The sequence below is a fragment of the Spirosoma harenae genome (assembly GCF_054776975.1).
Window position 1 is genome coordinate 19,777 of sequence record NZ_BAAHBD010000011.1, and the last position, 18,982, is coordinate 38,758.

The window sequence follows — 18,982 nt, forward strand, 5'->3', positions numbered from 1 at the left end:
AGACAACTACAACTATGCGTTTTCTTCTTTTAGGGCTGGTATTTCTAGGAACAGCAGCATTTGGTCAAATCGCGAACGACAATACGTTAACGGCTCAGGTCGATGGAAAAGACTTTACCACTCAACCCCGTCGGATCAGGATTGGCAATTTCTGGTGGATTACGGCCAATACCGTCAAACCCGATAAATCACTTCGAATCTGGCTGGGCAGTTTTAATGGCCAGGATGCCCTCGAACCGGGTACTTATGTAGTGGTTGATGCGAAAGATCCTTACAAAAAGGAATACCGGAAAAAGTATGAAGATTTAGGCAAATACAAAGGCATTGCTGCCATCCGATACATTGAAGAAACGCGCGAACCACGAATGGAATACCACGTTGGCGATTCAGGCAATAACGATGAAATTGTTACGGTAACAAATGGAGCAGATGGAACACTGGAAGCTACTTTTTCGAGTAAACTGGCTGGTACTTATTGGAAAGAAAAAGCATCGGCAACAGTATTTGGCGGGGTAGGTCGTTTAATGAGTAAGATGGAAGACAAAGCTATTACCAAAGCATCTGGCTATGATTCGGATATTGACCCCGAGGGTAATGGCTACAAAAAACAGGATAAAAAAGACGAAGTTGTCGTAACGAACGGCAAGGTGCGGCTCAAGATAAAATAAGCATTCACACACGTTTCGTACTAATCTATTACTAATTTTCAATTAACGAACAGGCTGGTCATCGATCAGCGAATACACCTGAAATGAGCGAAAAAAAAGTTGAACCGGAAGCGCTTGAGAATGCTCATAAGTTTCGCTACTGGAAAGGGCAGGCAGAAGCAAATGGCCTGATTATTAATAAGGTTAACGACTTCTACATCCGTCGTCGGCACAATGGCGAGGTGCTATTTGCCATGCTCGAAGTGGATGCCGATACACCCGAAGGTGACAAAATTCCGCCCGCTTTATTTCTAAAAGGACATGCCGCTTCGATGCTGGTCTGCCTGATCGACAAAGACACAAAGGAGAAATTTGTGGTGCTGGTCAAGCAACGGCGCATTGCCGACGGCTCGCAAATTTACGAACACCCCGCTGGCATGGTCGATTCCAGCGATGCCGCTGATGACGTAGCAGCCCGCGAAATTGGCGAAGAAGTTGGGCTTACCGTAACGGCTAGTGAATTGACGAAATTAAATCCACGCGTCTGGTTTCCCAGCACCGGCACCAGCGACGAAGGCATGCACTTTTTCTACGTAGAAAAAGAACTGCCGCGCGACGAAATTATGGCTTTTCACCTCAAAAATATGGGCAGCGCATCTGAGCATGAACGTATTACCAGCGTTGTAGCCACAATCCCACAAGCGCACAAACTCATTACCAACGTCAACGGTATTCTTCTCAATTTCCTTTACCTGAAACACGTTGGCGATTACGATACGATGAAATTGTTGTAGTTGATTCAAACCTAACACTCTATGGATGAATTTATGCAGGAGGCCATTCGTCAGGCCCGGAAGAGTTTAAGTGAAGGCGGTATTCCGATCGGATCGGCCCTCACAAAAAATGGTGAATTAGTGGCTTCGGGCCACAATAAGCGCGTACAGGAAAACAACCCCATTCTCCATGGAGAAATGGACTGTTTGAACAACGCCGGACGGGTGGGTTCCTTCAAAAATACAGTCATTTATTCGACGCTGATGCCCTGCTATATGTGTGCGGGCACTATTGTCCAGTTTAAAATTCCGAAGGTAATCGTTGGTGAATCGCGGACATTTCCCGGAGCGAGGGAATTTATGGAACAGCACGGTGTTGAGGTCATTGATCTCGATTTACCCGAGTGCGTTGACATGATGAATCAATTTATTGCGGAAAAGCCTACCCTCTGGAACGAAGACATTGGCGAGTTATAGGCCATCCATCTAGTTACCTTTACCGAAACTTTTCGTCACATAGCCACTACACCGATAACCTGGCTTTGTGAAATTTCTTTGGATTGCTTTACTGTTAATACACAGACTTTTTAGTACCGAATCTGTATTCGCGCAACGCTCTCGAATCTGGCAGGAGAAACCGGGAACCTGGCTTCTCCATGCTGGTTTAGCCACTACACACGCCACGGGAGATTTATCTTCGTTCGGTAATTTTGCTCATCTTCAATTAGGTGCTGCGGCAAAAATGGCTATACCCTACCGCTCGACCGAACGCCTTTCCTACCGATTAGAAACTCAGTTATACTACATTTACGCGCACCAGAAATACACGCGCAATTATTATAATAATCTATCCTTTAGGAGTCTGAATCCAGATATTTGGGCGGGAATTCAATTCGATTTTTGGCCTATTGACCATCCCTACCAAGCTACTATCCCTTATGCACTGGCAGGTGCTGGTCTAACCTATATGACTCCTAAAGCCCTGTATGAAGGTCAATCGGTCAGTTTAGCTCCCTTACAAACGGAAGGTATTGGCTACAATCGATTAGCTGGGATTATTCGGTACGGATTAGGATTGCCGCTTATGGCTTCGGAGCGGTTTCAGCTGCATGTAGAAGGCACTTATACCCACGTTTTGAGTGATTATCTGGATGATGTCAGTTCGGTTTATACAGATCGGACGGGGATGAGTCCGTTGGGGTCGGCTTTGGCAGATCGGCGTGCGGAACTGGGAACGCGCTTGAATGAGCCGGGCAAGCAACGTGGCAATACCGGAAAAAACGATGGCTATTTTGTTATAATGGGGCGTCTGGTTTTCGTCATCATTACGCCGGGGCAGCGTATCTACCGGCGAATGATCGGTCGTTAGGGTTTTGAGGTGTTTTACCTTATTTTTGGCGTTCACCTTGCAAAACCCAACGTGCTTTCTAACGAAATAAGCCCTGCTCTTTTTGTCGATGCCCTTCAGAATGAACTTCAGCAGATACAGTATGGGGAGCGGCCACCTGAACTTTACGAGCCCATTCGGTATATAATGAATCTGGGGGGAAAGCGAATGCGCCCATTGCTAACCCTCATGTCTACCTACCTCTTCACCGACGATTGGCGAAAAGCGGTTCGACCTGCTCTGGGCGTTGAGGTTTTCCACAATTTCACGCTCATGCACGACGACATTATGGATCAGGCTCCTTTGCGCCGTGGTCATCAGACTGTGCATGAAAAATGGAACGGAAACATTGCCATCCTGTCGGGCGATGTGATGCTGGTGAATGCGTATCAGTTACTATTAAACGTAGAAGCGGATAAACTAAAACCTGTTCTGGAGCGGTTTAGCCGAACAGCCGCGGAAGTGTGCGAAGGCCAGCAAATGGATATGAATTTTGAGGAGCGCTGGGACGTAACTGAGTCCGAATACATTGACATGATCCGCCTGAAAACGTCCGTTTTGTTGGGATATGCACTTGAATTAGGTGGTTTGATTGCAGGTGCAGATGCGGAAACAACCCGCCATCTTTACGAAGGTGGCATGAATATAGGCGTAGGGTTTCAACTAAAAGATGACCTTCTGGATGTGTACGGCGATCCGGCTAAATTCGGCAAACAGGTGGGTGGTGATATTATTGCTAATAAAAAAACGTTCTTACTAATTGAAGCTCTTCTACGGGCACAGGGCTCAGTCAGAACCGAACTGCTGGATTGGCTGAACCGTACTACCTTCAACAAAAGTGAAAAAGTGAAAGCTGTGACGGCCATTTATGACCAGTTGGACATTCGTCAACACACCGAAAATCGTATCAACGAATACTTTGAACGCGGTTTCGCTAATTTCGATCAGATCAACGCCGATCCAGCCAGAAAGAATGTATTGATTCAATTCGCCCGTCAATTAGTCGAGCGAGAAAGTTAAAAAGATGTATGCTATAGGATGTATAATGTATAATCGTCCAGACGCAATACATTACACATCCTATAGCATACATCCTATATAAACTCATGAGCACTACCGTCATTATTATCGTCGTTACAGTCCTTATCAGTATGGCTGCCTGGAATAATTACAGTCTGATGGACCGATGGGTTATGAATCCATATCAGGTGGCAAGACGAGGTCAATATTATCGATTCGTTACTTCAGGATTCCTCCATGCAGACTGGGGCCACCTGATTTTCAACATGATCAGTTTGTACGCATTTGGCGGCTTTATTGAGCAAGTTTTTGGTGCTTTGTTTGGTCTGAGTAGCCCTATTTATCTAATTGGGTTTTATCTGGTTGCTGTCGTTGTTTCTGATATTCCAACGTTTCTGAAGCACCGCAATGATGTTAATTACAACTCATTAGGTGCTTCCGGGGGCGTTGCGGCTATTATTTTCGCAGCAATCTTATTCCGACCTTTAACTCCTCTGTATTTGTTTTTCATCCCAATCGGTATCCCAGGTTTCATCTTTGGGCCGCTTTATCTGGCTTACTCCTATTATGAATCCCGGCGTGGTACAAGTGGTATCAACCATGATGCACACATTTATGGAGCACTGTTTGGCATTGTATTTATGATTCTGGTCTATCCGCCTGTATTACCCAGCTTTTTTGAGCAGATTGCCAGCTGGCGTCTGTTTTAACGCACTATGGAGCAACGATTATGTTTAGACTCCTGAATCAACCGTATCCTTCCGACAAATCACTACGCCAGGTTTTACAGAAAGCCCTGTTGATTGGGATATTTGTCGCTTTATTTTTATTAACGTTTCAGCCGTTTAGTCTTAATCTTTGGGATACACCCTATAAAACGCTCAAAATAGCTGGATTTGGCCTGGTAACCTTTCTGATTACAGCCACTAATTTCATCATCTGGCAACAGGTATTTCCCCGATTCTTTACCGAATCACGATGGACGGTTGGGCGTGAAATTTTATTCATGTTATGGCACATACTAATCATTGCAATCGCTAATCGATTCTATCTGGAATGGCTATTGGGAATCAGCGATACGCACATTATGGGTTGGGGGCATATGATTCTGGGTACCTTTCTGGTTGGTCTGTTTCCGGTTGTGGCGTTAGTAATGCTCAACTACATTCGGCAACTCAAAAAATACAGTCGTGCAGCTGCCGATCTGCCTGTTCCAATCCACGAAACTCCTGGTTTGCCAGAGCAAAATACACTCATCGCTCAAGTCGATGAAACTATTACACTTGTCGCTGATAATGATAAAGATACGATAACCCTACTGACTGAGGAATTACTGTTCATTGAGTCGAGTGATAATTATTGTACCATTGTTCACCGTAAAAATGGCCGACTAACCAAACCGTTATTACGCAGCAGTTTGGGACGTCTGGAAAAACAGATTTCCCGGCCTTACATTGTTCGATGCCATCGGTCATATGTGGTGAATCTGAATCAGATTGAACGGGTGACCGGAAATGCACAAGGCTATAAATTGCATTTATCAGACGGCCAATTTCAGATACCCGTCGCGCGCCAGTATAACGAAACGCTTGTGGCTGAACTGAAAGCTTTGTAAAACGTCCCACCTCCTTTCCCAAAGAGCCTAAAGGCTTGTCAAACGTCCCTAAACCTGCTATTTGCCCCTTTTAGTTGCAGTCGGCTGATACCGTATTGTAGGTTTGTCTCATCCAACGACAATCACAAACGGTCATGAAAACGCTTATTAGCTCGCTTCTCATTCTACATATTGCCACAGGTTCCATTGCCTTATTGGTTGGCCTGATTCCAATGTCTTCGAAAAAAGGTAGCCGCCTACACAATCGCGCCGGGCTGGTTTATGTATACTGCATGATTACTGTTGCTATTACGGCATTGCTGCTTTGTGGTTTACAACCCTTTAAAATGATGCGGTTGTTCCTGACAGGTATTGCCGTATTTAGCTTTTACCTAAGTATGACAGGCTGGCGAGCCACCAAACAGAAAAAAACCGGTCCTGTGCTTGGCGATCAAGTCCTGTCCTTTATTACGCTGGCAACCAGTGTCGGGATGGTGAGTTTTGGCCTTTATTTGATGGGGCAACCGGGCGACGCGTTCTTCCCAATTCTGTTCACTTTTTTTGGGATAATCACTGGCGTTTTTGCCATGCAGGATATTCGTCGATTTGGTAAGCCTACGGAGAAAATGCACTGGTTTTTTCAGCATTTCACCCGGATGGGCGGTTCTTACATTGCAACGTTCACCGCAGCATTAGTTGTCAATATGGGACGAATGATGCCAGCCGATGCCCCTTCCTGGGCCGGTACAATTGGCTGGATCGCTCCCAGCATTGTTGGGGGAATGCTGATCGGGCGAACAGTACGGTATTACAAACAGAAATTCAGCACGCCGAAAGAGCCCGTTATGGCTTAATTATTTTTTCAACAATTCTTTAGCTACTGGTAGAGCTTTGGCTGCCCATTGGGCCATTTGCTTACCTGAATAATGAAGGCCGTCCGAGGCAAATTGAGAATTATCACCAGCCGCTGATCGAGTTAGGGGCGTAATATCGACGAACGCAATACCGGCTTTTTCGCATTCTTCCTTAGCGATCGCATTGAACAGGTCGATTTCCTGCGCAATCCGGGTTTTATTTTGACCAGTAGCGAAGGGTGAAGCGCCCCAGTCAGGAATGGACAATACCAGTACGTGCGCAGTTTTTCCACCAGCAAACTTGATGGATGTTTGAAGCAATTCCTTCAACTCCGTCCGGTATCGCTCCTGGGTTTGACCACGATATTGATTATTTACTCCTATCAGTAGCGAAACCAGATTGTATGTTTTCTGATTACCACTGGCTTTTATCGCATCCTGCAATTCAGCCGTTGTCCATCCCGTACGAGCAATAATATCCGGGTTACCAATGTCCACGCCATCTTTCCGCAGTTGTCCGGCTAATTGTACACTCCAGCGATCACTTTCCGAAACGCTTTCCCCAATCGTATACGAGTCGCCTAACGACAGAAATGAATAATTGGCCAGGGGGCCAGTTGATGGAATCATAAGATCAGATTCTGAAGTAGGCTGTACGCAAGCCAGCAGGAACGGAGCGAGGATAAACAGTAATTTTGTCATGGTCGTATCCGATAAATAATCAGTCGTTTTTAACCTACGTACGAACATGCCAATCAGATTACTTTTTGGCGAATTTAGGCCTGATTATACAGTTTAATGACCGTTTCGCGCATCATTCGTCCAGTGTCATTCAGCAAAAAACCAATTACTTCGGCCAGATTTTGGGGAGGAACCCAACGACTTGCATCAGCATCAGGCATGGCTTCGCGATTGGTTGGCGTGTCGATTGTACTAGGAACAATTACCGTAGCGGTAATTTGCTTCGATTTTCCTTCTGCATTGATCAGATTTGCCAGTTCGAACACTAATGTTTTGCTTAACGCATAGGCAACTACATTCTTTCCTTCAATCGCATTAAGGGCTGGCCGAGACCCGATCAGAATAAACTGTCCTCCTTCCTGCTGCTCGAATCGAGCCATAAGCGGTTTGGCGAGGTTAAAAGCCGATAGAAAATTGATGTCGAACATCTTCTGAATCAGTGCGCCGCCAGTTTCCTGAAGATTACCCATCGCAAAACCACCTACCAACAGAATAGCCGCCTGAATCGAAGTGGCTTTATGATCATCCAGAAAGTTCGCAACGCTGGCTTCATCTACTACATTCACAACGCTCGTCTGTACATTGGGTAGATGGTCGAACGCGTTCTGGTGGCGGCTTGACCCGACTGTTGCCAGAATAGAATAGCCTTGTTCGTGCAAATAAGCCACTACATCCTGACCAAGTCCGCCCGATGCGCCAGTAATCAATACAGTTTTCATAGTTGACAGCAAAACAATGTAGCATCAAGTCCAGAAACCCAATGCTACATCAAAATCCAGAAAATCAATTAAATCTGACGAATCCCGGTTCAGACTTCCTGTTCCAGCAAAAACGCCTTAATAAACGGATCAAGATCCCCGTCGAGCACAGCATCCGTATTAGAAGTTTGGTAACCCGTACGATGATCTTTCACGCGACGATCATCCAGCACATACGAACGAATTTGCGACCCCCACTCGATTTTCTGCTTACCGGCTTCCACTTCAGCACGAGCAGCATTGCGCTTCTGCACTTCGATCTCGTACAATTTTGATTTCAGAAGCCGCATTGCCACTTCCTTGTTCTGCAGCTGGCTTCGCTCCTGCTGACATTCAATAATCAATCCGGAAGGTCGGTGACGTAACCGAACGGCGGTTTCTACTTTGTTTACATTCTGGCCACCCGCGCCCCCCGAACGGAACGTATCCCAATCAATATCCGCTGGATTTACATCAATTTGGATCGTATCATCTACCAGCGGATAGGCGAAAACGGACGCAAATGACGTATGCCGCCGGGCATTGGAGTCGAACGGGGAAATGCGAACTAGTCGGTGGACACCGTTTTCGGATTTTAGAAAACCGTACGCCAGTGGACCGTCTACTTCAATGGTGGCTGATTTTATACCAGCGGTATCGCCCTCCTGATAATCAACCTGTTTCAGACTGTATCCATGTTTTTCGGCCCAGCGCATGTACATGCGATAAAGCATATCGGCCCAGTCCTGACTTTCAGTACCACCCGCACCAGCGTTTATTTCGAGAACGGCACTGAGTTGATCTTCCTCATTACCAAGCATCTTTTTAAGCTCAAGTTCGTCGAGCGTTTCAGATACTTTTTTGCCTTCCTCATCTACCTCTTCTTCGGTTACCTCACCGGCTTCGTAGAATTCAAATAAGGTTTCCAAATCACCAAACTGTCCGTTTAGTTTTTCGTAACCAGTAATCCAACCTTTCAACGCCCGAACCTGCTTCATCACGCCCTCGGCGCGGTCGGCATTGGTCCAGAACTCAGGCTGGAAAGTCTGCTGTTCGAGTTCAGCTAGTTGTTCTTTTTTCGAATCGTAGTCAAAGATACCCCCTCAGAGCCTCTACTCTGGCTCTCAAGTCGGCCAACTGATCAGTTGTCATGAACTTGTCGTACTATTTTAAATGAGTGAAAGTGTGAATGAACGAATGAGTGAATCGTATTCGTCAATTCGTCATTACAACTACAAAGATAGAACAAAAGAAGGAGGGCTGAGGTTTCGGGCTATTTGCGTAGGAATTTGCACGCTTTATTGGTAGCTTTCTTATCCGAACCCTTCCTCACGCTATGAAACCTATTCTCCTGATTCTTTTGGCGTTAACTACGTCAGAGGCTATAGCCCAACCCGATTCTACCCAAGCTCCCATTTGCGGATTTGGCTTACTTCAGCAGCAAAAAAATCGCCAGCTAAATCCAGAATTATCCCTACAACTTCGCCAGGCGGATGCTCTTTTTCAGGAGCAACTTGTCAGACAAAAGTCGGCTCGCGCTGCTCAGGATGTTGTTTATACGCTACCCATTGTTGTGCATGTTATCCATAACGGCGAAGCCATTGGCACAACGAATAACCCGTCGGATGCGTCGATTCAGGCGATGGTTGCTCTATTAAATGCGGCTTTTCGTAAGAATGGAGCGTCTTACGGCGGTGTCGATATTGGTATTCAATTTCAGTTAGCTATTCGCTCTCCCCAGTGCGGGATAACAACTGGTATTAATCGCGTTAATGGGAGCAGTATACCTACTTATACATCAGGCGGAATTGCTGTTAATAACTATGTGGGTAGTGCCGATGAAACAGCGGTAAAAAACCTTAGTCGCTGGCCGAATACAGACTATGTCAATATCTGGATCGTGAATAAAATTAATGGTAGTGCGAACGCGGGCGGTTTCGCCTGGTTGCCAGAATTCAATTCGGCGCTTGTAGATGGCATTACGATGTGCGCCAATACGGTATCGGGTAGCAACAAAACCATTGTTCACGAAATGGGACACGTTTTCAATCTGCAGCACACGTTCCACGATTATGATAATGGCAATGAAACGACCTGCCCTCCATCCACCTCCTGTACGACTACCGGCGACCGGGTTTGTGATACGGAGCCAGTCCTGAATGTGCCCTGTAGCACAACACTAAATACCTGTACTGGAGCACCTTTTCAACTAGCAGACGCTAGTTTGAATTATACTGTTCTGAACAATTACATGAGCTATACGAATTGCCAGTGGATGTTCACGCAAGGGCAGAAAGATCGAATGCTAGCCGCTTTGCTGGCTTTCCGGCCAGGTTTGATCTCGTCGGGCGGTTTATCGGCTCCGGCAAATAGCCCAGTGACTGTTTGCTCGGTCTCGTCGGCAAATGGGCTATCGCCGTATTATGGAGTAGGACGTGTAACATTGAATACACTAGATGTTTATTCGAATTCATCCAAAGCCGATGGTGCGTTTTACATTGATCGCACTTGTAATCAACGGACTACCCTTACCGCCGGGCAATCCTACACACTATCCATTCAGGGTACGTTTAACAATTTCCATTACCTTCAAGCCTACCTGGATTATAATGCCGATGGCGATTTTAATGATAGCAATGAAACACTTCTAACCACTTATGCGCGTAATACGACTGTAACGGTAACTATTCCCACTTCAGCCGTTGAGTTGAATACGCCCCTGCGTCTGCGTATTGTAGCTGATAGTCCAGAGGGAGGACTGACTACCGCATGCGCTTTGGCTGGAGAAGTCACTCATGGAGCTGGCCAGGCAGAAGATTATAGTGTTGTCATTCAGTCTCGTAGCATTACGTCGATTGCTTCTGGAAGTTGGACAGCGCCCGCAACCTGGTCTTGTTCGTGCGTACCGGGCGCCACTGATATCGTCTCTATTCAGTCACCGCACACCGTTTCTATTAGTAGTGGACAGAAACAGGCCTTGTCGCTGAACCTACTCGGTAAATTACAGTATACGACTGGCGGTCAGCTTCGTCTTAATGGTAACTAGTGGTCTGTATTGGCCAATTGACTCCGAAATCAACTTTTCGACCTACCTTTGCGTTCTCTTGCTAAGAGGGTTTACCTTATTTATTCTCTACTAATTCATTCATAGATAATGGCTTCACAGTACGATGTAATCGTTGTGGGTAGCGGACCTGGCGGCTATGTAGCCGCCATTCGTGCGTCGCAGTTGGGATTGAAAACCGCCGTCATTGAGCGCGAAAGCCTGGGTGGTATCTGTTTGAACTGGGGTTGTATACCCACCAAAGCCCTGCTGAAATCGGCGCAGGTTTTTGAATATATTAAACACTCTGCAGACTATGGCATCACGGTTTCAGGGGAATCGAAGCCTGATTTTGGCGCTGTCATCAAGCGGAGCCGGGGTGTCGCTGATAGCATGAGCAAGGGCGTGCAGTTCCTGATGAGAAAAAACAAAATCGATGTTATTTCTGGAAACGGGAAGGTAAAACCCGGCAAAAAAGTTGATGTAACGGGTGCCGATGGTAAGGTAACCGAATACGAAGCCAAACATATCATTATTGCAACCGGCGGACGGGCTCGTCAATTACCAAGCGTCCCGATTGATGGTACAAAAGTGATTGAATACCGGAAAGCAATGTCGCTGGAAAAACGGCCGGATTCAATGCTGGTGATTGGTTCGGGCGCTATTGGTGTTGAGTTTGCCTACGTCTACGCCAGCATGGGTACCAAGGTAACAATCGTTGAATTCCTGCCGAATGTAGTGCCCGTTGAAGATGAGGATATCTCGAAGGAGTTGGCGAAACAATACAAGAAAATCGGTATTGATATTTACACCAAATCGGAAGTTACGAAAGTCGATACGAGTGGCAAAGGCTGTAAGGTGTTCGTAAAAACGCCCGATGGGGAAAAAACCTTTGACGTTGATGTTGTTCTATCAGCTGCTGGTGTAGTTGCTAACATTGAAAACATTGGTCTTGAAGAAACGGGCATTTCGGTTGATCGGGGTAAAATCGTAACGGACGATTACTACCGCACCAACGTAGCGGGTTATTACGCTATCGGCGATTGTACGAAAGGGCAGGCTCTGGCACACGTAGCATCTGCCGAAGCGATCATTTGCGTCGAGAAAATTGCGAACCTACCACACGTTGAACCATTGAATTACAACAACATTCCTGGCTGTACGTACTGCACACCCGAAATTGCCTCTGTGGGTTATACGGAAAAAGCCGCTCGGGAAGCTGGTTATGAGCTGAAAGTTGGTAAATTCCCCTTCTCGGCATCTGGTAAAGCGAAAGCGGCTGGAACTCCGGAAGGATTTGTAAAAGTGATTTTTGATGCCAAATACGGCGAATTCTTAGGCGCACACTTCATTGGCAACAATGTAACCGAAATGATCGCCGAAGTCGTAGCGGCACGTAAACTGGAAACAACGGGCGAAGAAATCCTGAAAGCCGTTCACCCGCACCCAACCATGTCGGAAGCGATTAAAGATGCCACCGAAGCCGCTTACGGTGAGGCTATTCACTTATAGTTGACTGGAGCAGAGGTATTATTTAAACCCCTATCTCCCCTGAATCGGACTTTGCCAGCTTTTAGACAAAGTCCGATTCAGGGGAGATAGGAGTTTTTTAGGTTGGTGATTTAATTAACGACTTGGCTATTCTGCAGCATTCGACGCAACGATATACTTAATTGAACCAGTTCGGAGTAGTGCCAGAGATCGTAATCTTTGTAAAGCGTTTTCAATCTGCTTTGCGAAATGAGGGCGCCTTTGATAAGCTTTTTTTGATCTGGCTCCTCCAGCCGCTGTAGTCGCTGGGTTACAGTTTGTAATTGCTGTTTAGGATTCAGGTCAAGCCGAAATAGCCGAGCCAGTAGCGTGAGCTCGCTGGCGCGCCAGTTGTCTGCATTACGGCGTCGTCGATTTATTGCCTCATTTGATAGCGCTAACTCATCTCTTAGGTCGCTCGTAGTGAGTTGATTATCAGCGAAAGTTCTCAGAATAGCAGCACGAGCATTGAAATACGATTCTATTAGATTTTGTATATCATTCATGGTCCAATGAACTTAAAATGCATGTTCAACAAGCCATATCAGAAAATAAACGACAGCGATAAAGTATAGAATAATGAATATCCGCAGGAGTGGCACAGCTACGTCATCAAACTTTGGTAATTTTTTGGGCATTATTCACGGAAATAGGCCAGTTAAACCAGTCTAAAATTACCTCTCAGCTTGCCTGAAAAGTAAACCGGATAGGGCCTAATACACAAATTCACAGTTTATTGACATTAACTGACTAAGTTAATATAAGGAGTAGCTCATTAAATGTATATCGCCTAAGGCCTTAAAAACGAGCACATTCTATAAAAATACACACTATTGACTTAAGTGAATACTAAAAATGGGTTGATAAGAAATGAACTAGTGATATATAATTAGTTCTAGTTCAGAACAGGTAAGTACGAGAGCGGATCAAATTACCCTTTTTGAATGACACCGAAATTAAACTTGTCAGCCCTCCAGACATAGTTTTCTACTATCTCTGGAGGGCTGACAAGAAGTACGAATTAGTAAGTCATTTAAACTTACCAGTTCAGTTTATCAATACCTACACTACTGGCTTTGGCTCAACAGTACCCGATCAATAACGTGTATTACACCATTTGAAGCTGATTGGTCGGTTTGAACAACATTGGCAGCATTTGTACCATTGCCTTTACCCAGGATTGTCACCTTACCGTTGCTTACGTTCGTTCGGATGCTGGTACCCTGAGCCGTAACGATATCTGCCCCATTCTGGAATGTCTGCGCATAGGCACGATATTTCAGAACGTGATAAAGAAGTATATCCGCTATCTTTTTCTGGTCTGCAGCTTTGATGGCTGCTTCATCGGCATAGCCGGCTGCTTTAAAGGCATCATTGGTTGGGGCAAAAAGTGTATATCCGTTCGCCGTATTGGCATTCAACACATCCTGCACGCTCGATCCAGCCCGATCAATAGCAGCCGACAGGAGTGATAAATTAGTGTTGCTTTTCGCAAGTGCTACGATATTGACTGTTGGTGGCATCAAAACCTGATTGATGACATGAACCACACCATCCGTAACGGCCAAATCGCCCTGAATAATTTTCGCCTGATTGACACTGATATCGGTCATACTAGTTTTATAAACCGAAATCTGCGTATTAGCTAGACTAGTCTGATAATCTGTGTTCACTGCTGTCGGGATAGCCGACTGGTCAATCTTTGAATTGACGATATGGTAGCGCAAAATCCGTTGCAGATCAGCTACGGGTGCTGCTGTAATAGCCGCTTCGTTGGCATACCCAGCCGCTTTAAAGGCATCATCTGATGGACCAAAAATTGTATTCTGGCTTTTATTAAACTCACTGGCGAGCCCTGCACGATTAATGGCAGCTTCGAGCAAGTTAAGGTTATCTTTCTGCCCAATGAATTGAACGGCTGCGACGACCGTACCAGGGTTCGTTGTTGTTCCAGTGCCTGGTGTTGTTGTTGTTCCTGTACCGGGGTTTGTTACTGTTCCTGAACCTGGAGGAGTTGTACCGCTTCCATCTGGTTCCGGCGTGTTATTTGTGCAACTAAAGAAGAATGGGACAACTGCAAGAAGCAGTAGAATCATACCTTGTCGAAGGTACGAATAAGCTAGATGGTTCATACGTTGAGTAAATTAAATAAACTGATAAAACCTAAACATCTAATATGTCACCTATTACCAGAAACAGATAAGACATTCTTAGAAAGAACGTATTAGTTAGGTTAATGTTTGTGGAATAATACAAAACGGCGCACTGGAGTGAATAGAGCTACATTTTTATAACAACAATAGATTTTTTCTAAATAAGAAATTCGACTAAACGCACTACAAAGTCGATATTAGTATACTATATAAGGTTCTTTATATAGTATCAATCAAAAATAAGTTTACCAAATAGCTGTTATAGTTTAATAAACGCCTTACTAAGAGTAGCTGACTCAAATCATTTTGACTATGAATAGTACAAAATAGGCTATAGGATAAATATCTTCGAAAGGATTCATTGGCTGAAAAAACCCACTATCCGTAGAATCAGACATTATTTAGTGAATTTCTACTCTGTAAGTGAATCTATCAATCAGATATACCATTTAATAGATTTATCCAATTTTGCGCTGATGAGGCAAATCCAGCCTATTGGGCGGTTCGTAGATAGGGAATCTCCCTATCACGAAACCCGAAGATAACGAATGACAACCTCCCTGAGCGACGAAGAAATGATCCATCATTATCTGCCAGAGAAACCGGATCTATGTTTCAAAATCATCTATAATCGTTATGTAAAAAAAGTTTATAACAGATGCCTTTTCATCACCAAAAATCGCGATCTGGCTCAGGATTTCACGCACGATATATTCCTGAAAGCGTTTGATAAACTAGCCTATTATCAGGGAAAATCCCGCTTTTCAACTTGGCTATATTCTATTGTATTTAACTACTGCGCAGATCAGTTAAGAATAGCTAAACGACTAGCAACAGTCGAATTAAGCATCGAGATAGAACAAAGCGTATACGAGTCTGCAGACTCGTATATACAGGAAGAAACTTTTCAACGTATACAGCAGGCTATCGACAGGCTGTCTGTTCAGGAGCGAACTTTCCTCCGATTAAAATACGAAGACGAACTAAGTATCGAAGAAATTGGGCAACGGTATGGTTTGCAGCCAAGTGCGGTTAAGATGCGGCTAAAGCGAAGCCGGGAAAAAGTTCAGGCCTTATATTCAACGTTGTAGAAAATCATTGCCGACTTAATAAACAGCAAATTTAGAGGGAGTGCTCCTCATTTTTTGGGCAGATAATATACCCTTTAAGCATTTAGCAGTAGCCGAAGGATTACTCATCAGGAATATTAGGAGTTTCACGCAGGACCGGTATGGATTTATCTGGATGGGTATACGCTGTGCGCTTCGATTAGTATTCGCAATCCTCTCGTCGGTTCTTATTGCCCGGCGTAGCGCATATTAATACACCTATTGAAGCTTCGCCAGGACTTTTGTGGGTTAGTACCAATACAGGAATCATTTGTTTCGACCGCCAAAAAAATCACCCCCTGAGCCGTCGGAAGCTGACCAGTTGCCGAATAGTTGCGATCAATGTTGATTATCAGGGTATGCTTTACGTTGGCAGATACCCGCCTAAGTCGTATGTTTTATAGCCCCCAACGCATTCTTAACGACTCGATTAACTCATTACATCGAGAAACCCCGACGATTGACACGACCGGCTCTTTACCACTTTTTTAGATAAATTGCTTAGGTTTGTAGTTTTGGAAATTTATCAAACCTTCTGGAAATAAAGGTTCATTCATGAGCACATATAACGAGTATCAAAAGCAGATTATAGATAGAGAAGCTCAGGGGCTTCATCCGTTGCCGATTGATGGGGCTGAATTGATGTACGAGGTCATCGAACAGATCAAACACGCAAACCATGAGCACCGGGATGAGTCACTTAATTTCTTTATTTATAATGTATTACCGGGAACCACTAATGCGGCTCGCGTAAAGGCGAAGTTTTTGAAGGAAATTATTCTTGGTGAGTCTATTGTAAAAGAAATTCCGCCCGCCTTTGCTTTTGATCAGTTATCTCACATGAAAGGAGGGCCTTCTATTGAGGTTTTGCTGGATTTAGCCTTGGGCAAAGATGAGACGATTGCGAAAAGTGCGGCAGATGTACTGAAAACGCAGGTTTTTCTCTACGAAGCGGATACCGATCGATTGGCGGAAGCATACAGAAGTGGTAACCCGATCGCCAGAGAAATTCTTGAAAGTTATGCTAAGGCAGAGTTCTATACCAAGTTACCTGATATTCCTGAAGAAATTGAATTAGTAACGTTCGTAGCAGGGATCGGCGATATATCTACTGACTTGCTTTCTCCGGGAAGTGATGCCCACTCCCGGTCTGACCGTGAGCTTCATGGCCAGTGTATGTTTGAGCACAATAAAGCACAACAACAAGCACTGAAGGAACTTAAAGAACAACATCCAGACAAACGGGTGGTGCTGGTTGCCGAAAAAGGCACCATGGGCGTTGGTTCTTCGCGTATGTCTGGCGTAAACAATGTGGCGCTATGGATTGGTAAACAAGCCAGTCCTTTCGTACCGTTCGTTAACATTGCTCCGGTAGTGGCCGGTACAAACGGTATTTCTCCCATATTTCTAACAACCGTCGGCGTAACGGGAGGAATTGGCTTAGACCTTAAAAACTGGGTAAAAAAGTTCGATGAGGCCGGTAAGTTGGTGGTCGATGCCGACGGTCAGCCCGTTTTAGAACAAACTTATTCTGTTGATACAGGTACTGTGCTTACCGTTAATACAAAGACCAAGAAGCTATATAAAGATGGGCAGGAGGTAATGGATGTGGCCTCGGCGTTCACTCCCCAGAAGATCGAATTCATGAAGGCTGGCGGGTCGTACTCCATCGAATTTGGCAAAAAACTGCAAACCTTTGCCGCTAAGCTCCTGGGCATTACTCCGCCAACCGTTTTTGCTCCATCCAAAGAAATTTCGAATCCGGGACAAGGTCTGACTGCCGTAGAAAAAATCTTCAATAGAAATGCAGTTGGAACCTCCGGCGCTACGTTACACGCTGGCTCTTATGTTCGTGTAAAGGTGAATATTGTTGGTTCGCAGGATACAACCGGGCTGATGACTGCCCAGGAATTGGAGTCAATGGCGGCAACGGTAATTTCTCCCATCGTGGATGCCGGTTATCAATCGGGTTGTCACACTGCATCGGTTTGGGACAGTAAGTCGCAGCAGAACATTCCCAGGCTGATGAATTTTATGAACGACTTCGGTCTCATCACAGCTCGGGACCCGAAGGGCGTCTATCATTCGATGACCGATGTTATTCATAAGGTGTTGAATGATATCACAGTAGACGATTGGGCGATCATTATCGGTGGCGACTCACATACCCGGATGTCGAAAGGCGTTGCGTTTGGTGCTGATTCCGGTACGGTTGCGCTTGCCTTGGCCACCGGTGAAGCGTCTATGCCCATTCCTGAATCGGTAAAAGTGACGTTCAAGGGAAAAATGAATGATCACCTGGATTTCCGGGATGTAGTTCATGCCACCCAATTGCAGATGCTGAAGGCATTTAACGGGGAAAACGTATTCCAGGGCAGAGTGATCGAAGTGCATATCGGTACGTTGCTTTCTGATCAGGCTTTCACCTTCACCGACTGGACGGCAGAAATGAAAGCCAAAGCATCTATCTGTATTTCCCAGCCTGATACCCTCATCGAATCATTAGAGATCGCGAAAGGCCGAATCAAGATCATGATCGAAAAGGGCATGGATAATGAAAAGCAGGTTCTGCAAGGCCTTATCGATAAAGCCAATCAACGAATTGAGGAAATCAGATCGGGCGACAAACCGCCATTAGCGCCTGACGAAAACGCTACCTATTACGCGGAATTTGTAGTCGATCTGGATGCTATTGATGAGCCGATGATTGCCGATCCTGACGTAAATAACGTGGATGCCTCAAAACGGTATACGCACGATACCATTCGCGATCTTACGTATTATGATGGTGAGAAGCACGTTGATCTTGGTTTTGTTGGCTCCTGTATGGTACACAAAGGCGATATCAAGATTGTTTCCAAGATGCTGAAAAACCTGGAAGAGCAATATGGGAAAGTTGAATTCCAGGCTCCTTTAGTTGTGGCAGCCCCTACCTATAATATCATCGCTGAACTCAAAGAAGAAGGCGATTGGGATGTGTTGCAAAAGTATTCTGGGTTTGAATTCGATGACGCGGCTCCTAAAACTGTCGCTCGCACAGACTATGAGAACATCCTGTATCTGGAGCGGCCCGGTTGTAATCTGTGTATGGGTAACCAGGAGAAGGCAGCGAAAGGCGATACCGTAATGGCTACCTCTACTCGTTTATTTCAGGGACGCGTAGTGAAAGATTCAGACCGCAAGAAAGGAGAGTCTTTATTGGCATCTACCCCAGTAGTTGTTCTTTCAGCCATTCTGGGCAGAACGCCTACCATTGACGAATATAAAGCTGCGGTTAAAGGAATTAAGTTAACTCAGTTTTCACCGCCTATTAAAAAAATGACGACGAGTCCGTCAAGCACGGATCTGATTTCTTTTTAGGTTTCTCAGCCCGTGAAGTAGGATCTAAATAAAA

Annotated in this window: 17 protein-coding genes; 12 read left to right on the plus strand and 5 right to left on the minus strand. The window is 45.2% G+C overall.

Features of this window, described 5'->3' with window-relative positions:
* The first annotated feature begins 14 nt into the window (after positions 1 to 14).
* The 8 genes from ACYVE4_RS16770 (at position 15) to ACYVE4_RS16805 (ending at position 6,275) form a co-directional block, all read left to right on the plus strand.
* Positions 15 to 668, plus strand: a complete 654-nt coding sequence (locus ACYVE4_RS16770; RefSeq protein ID WP_461041329.1) for a hypothetical protein — start codon at positions 15 to 17, stop codon at positions 666 to 668.
* 83 nt (positions 669 to 751) lie between these two features.
* Positions 752 to 1,441, plus strand: coding sequence for an NUDIX hydrolase (locus ACYVE4_RS16775; RefSeq protein ID WP_461041330.1), 690 nt, complete (start codon positions 752 to 754; stop codon positions 1,439 to 1,441).
* Positions 1,442 to 1,462: 21 nt separating this feature from the next.
* Positions 1,463 to 1,897, plus strand: coding sequence for a nucleoside deaminase (locus ACYVE4_RS16780; RefSeq protein ID WP_461041331.1), 435 nt, complete (start codon positions 1,463 to 1,465; stop codon positions 1,895 to 1,897).
* Between the two features lie 67 nt (positions 1,898 to 1,964).
* A complete protein-coding gene (locus ACYVE4_RS16785) occupies positions 1,965 to 2,789 on the plus strand; it encodes a hypothetical protein (RefSeq protein WP_461041332.1) in 825 nt (274 codons plus the stop codon).
* A 66-nt stretch (positions 2,790 to 2,855) separates the two neighbouring features.
* Positions 2,856 to 3,827 carry a polyprenyl synthetase family protein gene (locus ACYVE4_RS16790; RefSeq protein ID WP_461041533.1) on the plus strand — a complete coding sequence of 324 codons (972 nt, stop codon included), beginning with the start codon at positions 2,856 to 2,858 and terminating at the stop codon, positions 3,825 to 3,827.
* Positions 3,828 to 3,913: 86 nt separating this feature from the next.
* Positions 3,914 to 4,537: a rhomboid family intramembrane serine protease gene (locus ACYVE4_RS16795; RefSeq protein ID WP_461041333.1), complete on the plus strand. Its 624-nt coding sequence runs from the start codon at positions 3,914 to 3,916 to the stop codon at positions 4,535 to 4,537.
* A gap of 20 nt (positions 4,538 to 4,557) precedes the next feature.
* The gene (locus ACYVE4_RS16800; protein WP_461041334.1) at positions 4,558 to 5,442 is read left to right on the plus strand and encodes a LytR/AlgR family response regulator transcription factor; all 885 of its coding nucleotides are present in this window, start codon (positions 4,558 to 4,560) and stop codon (positions 5,440 to 5,442) included.
* Between the two features lie 134 nt (positions 5,443 to 5,576).
* The gene (locus tag ACYVE4_RS16805; protein ID WP_461041335.1) at positions 5,577 to 6,275 is read left to right on the plus strand and encodes a DUF2306 domain-containing protein; all 699 of its coding nucleotides are present in this window, start codon (positions 5,577 to 5,579) and stop codon (positions 6,273 to 6,275) included.
* On the opposite strand, the gene ACYVE4_RS16810 is transcribed toward ACYVE4_RS16805, so the two are convergent.
* From ACYVE4_RS16810 to prfB, 3 genes are all read right to left on the minus strand, one after another.
* Positions 6,276 to 6,977, minus strand: a complete 702-nt coding sequence (locus ACYVE4_RS16810) for an SGNH/GDSL hydrolase family protein (RefSeq protein ID WP_461041337.1) — start codon at positions 6,975 to 6,977, stop codon at positions 6,276 to 6,278.
* 74 nt (positions 6,978 to 7,051) lie between these two features.
* Positions 7,052 to 7,735 carry an SDR family NAD(P)-dependent oxidoreductase gene (locus tag ACYVE4_RS16815; protein ID WP_461041338.1) on the minus strand — a complete coding sequence of 228 codons (684 nt, stop codon included), beginning with the start codon at positions 7,733 to 7,735 and terminating at the stop codon, positions 7,052 to 7,054.
* Positions 7,736 to 7,824: 89 nt separating this feature from the next.
* A protein-coding gene (gene prfB, locus ACYVE4_RS16820) for a peptide chain release factor 2 (RefSeq protein ID WP_461041339.1) occupies positions 7,825 to 8,905 on the minus strand; the annotation gives its coding sequence in 2 pieces (ribosomal slippage) (positions 7,825 to 8,844 and positions 8,846 to 8,905; 1,080 coding nt in all).
* A 184-nt stretch (positions 8,906 to 9,089) separates the two neighbouring features.
* Between prfB and ACYVE4_RS16825 the strand changes: the two genes are divergently transcribed.
* Entirely contained in the window at positions 9,090 to 10,799 is a 1,710-nt protein-coding gene (locus tag ACYVE4_RS16825) for a M43 family zinc metalloprotease (RefSeq protein WP_461041340.1), read from the plus strand.
* Positions 10,800 to 10,907: 108 nt separating this feature from the next.
* The gene (lpdA, locus tag ACYVE4_RS16830) at positions 10,908 to 12,308 is read left to right on the plus strand and encodes a dihydrolipoyl dehydrogenase (protein ID WP_461041341.1); all 1,401 of its coding nucleotides are present in this window, start codon (positions 10,908 to 10,910) and stop codon (positions 12,306 to 12,308) included.
* Positions 12,309 to 12,418: 110 nt separating this feature from the next.
* On the opposite strand, the gene ACYVE4_RS16835 is transcribed toward lpdA, so the two are convergent.
* Together ACYVE4_RS16835 and ACYVE4_RS16840 are read right to left on the minus strand one after the other, a co-directional pair.
* On the minus strand, positions 12,419 to 12,832 hold the full coding sequence (locus ACYVE4_RS16835) for a hypothetical protein (RefSeq protein WP_461041342.1): 414 nt from the start codon (positions 12,830 to 12,832) through the stop codon (positions 12,419 to 12,421).
* A 561-nt stretch (positions 12,833 to 13,393) separates the two neighbouring features.
* Positions 13,394 to 14,458: a fasciclin domain-containing protein gene (locus ACYVE4_RS16840; RefSeq protein WP_461041343.1), complete on the minus strand. Its 1,065-nt coding sequence runs from the start codon at positions 14,456 to 14,458 to the stop codon at positions 13,394 to 13,396.
* A 569-nt stretch (positions 14,459 to 15,027) separates the two neighbouring features.
* Here ACYVE4_RS16840 and ACYVE4_RS16845 point away from each other — a divergent pair.
* Together ACYVE4_RS16845 and ACYVE4_RS16850 are read left to right on the plus strand one after the other, a co-directional pair.
* Positions 15,028 to 15,570, plus strand: a complete 543-nt coding sequence (locus ACYVE4_RS16845; RefSeq protein WP_461041344.1) for an RNA polymerase sigma factor — start codon at positions 15,028 to 15,030, stop codon at positions 15,568 to 15,570.
* Positions 15,571 to 16,143: 573 nt separating this feature from the next.
* Positions 16,144 to 18,948 carry a bifunctional aconitate hydratase 2/2-methylisocitrate dehydratase gene (locus ACYVE4_RS16850; protein WP_461041345.1) on the plus strand — a complete coding sequence of 935 codons (2,805 nt, stop codon included), beginning with the start codon at positions 16,144 to 16,146 and terminating at the stop codon, positions 18,946 to 18,948.
* The last annotated feature ends 34 nt before the right edge of the window (positions 18,949 to 18,982 follow it).

Coding starts and splice junctions, on each gene's coding strand:
- ACYVE4_RS16770 (WP_461041329.1), top strand. CDS start 15: ATGCGTTTTCTTCTTTTAGGGCTGGTATTTCTAGGAACAGCAGCATTT.
- ACYVE4_RS16775 (WP_461041330.1), top strand. CDS start 752: ATGAGCGAAAAAAAAGTTGAACCGGAAGCGCTTGAGAATGCTCATAAG.
- ACYVE4_RS16780 (WP_461041331.1), top strand. CDS start 1,463: ATGGATGAATTTATGCAGGAGGCCATTCGTCAGGCCCGGAAGAGTTTA.
- ACYVE4_RS16795 (WP_461041333.1), top strand. CDS start 3,914: ATGAGCACTACCGTCATTATTATCGTCGTTACAGTCCTTATCAGTATG.
- ACYVE4_RS16800 (WP_461041334.1), top strand. CDS start 4,558: ATGTTTAGACTCCTGAATCAACCGTATCCTTCCGACAAATCACTACGC.
- ACYVE4_RS16805 (WP_461041335.1), top strand. CDS start 5,577: ATGAAAACGCTTATTAGCTCGCTTCTCATTCTACATATTGCCACAGGT.
- ACYVE4_RS16810 (WP_461041337.1), bottom strand. CDS start 6,977: ATGACAAAATTACTGTTTATCCTCGCTCCGTTCCTGCTGGCTTGCGTA.
- ACYVE4_RS16815 (WP_461041338.1), bottom strand. CDS start 7,735: ATGAAAACTGTATTGATTACTGGCGCATCGGGCGGACTTGGTCAGGAT.
- ACYVE4_RS16825 (WP_461041340.1), top strand. CDS start 9,090: ATGAAACCTATTCTCCTGATTCTTTTGGCGTTAACTACGTCAGAGGCT.
- lpdA (WP_461041341.1), top strand. CDS start 10,908: ATGGCTTCACAGTACGATGTAATCGTTGTGGGTAGCGGACCTGGCGGC.
- ACYVE4_RS16835 (WP_461041342.1), bottom strand. CDS start 12,832: ATGAATGATATACAAAATCTAATAGAATCGTATTTCAATGCTCGTGCT.
- ACYVE4_RS16840 (WP_461041343.1), bottom strand. CDS start 14,458: ATGAACCATCTAGCTTATTCGTACCTTCGACAAGGTATGATTCTACTG.
- ACYVE4_RS16845 (WP_461041344.1), top strand. CDS start 15,028: ATGACAACCTCCCTGAGCGACGAAGAAATGATCCATCATTATCTGCCA.
- ACYVE4_RS16850 (WP_461041345.1), top strand. CDS start 16,144: ATGAGCACATATAACGAGTATCAAAAGCAGATTATAGATAGAGAAGCT.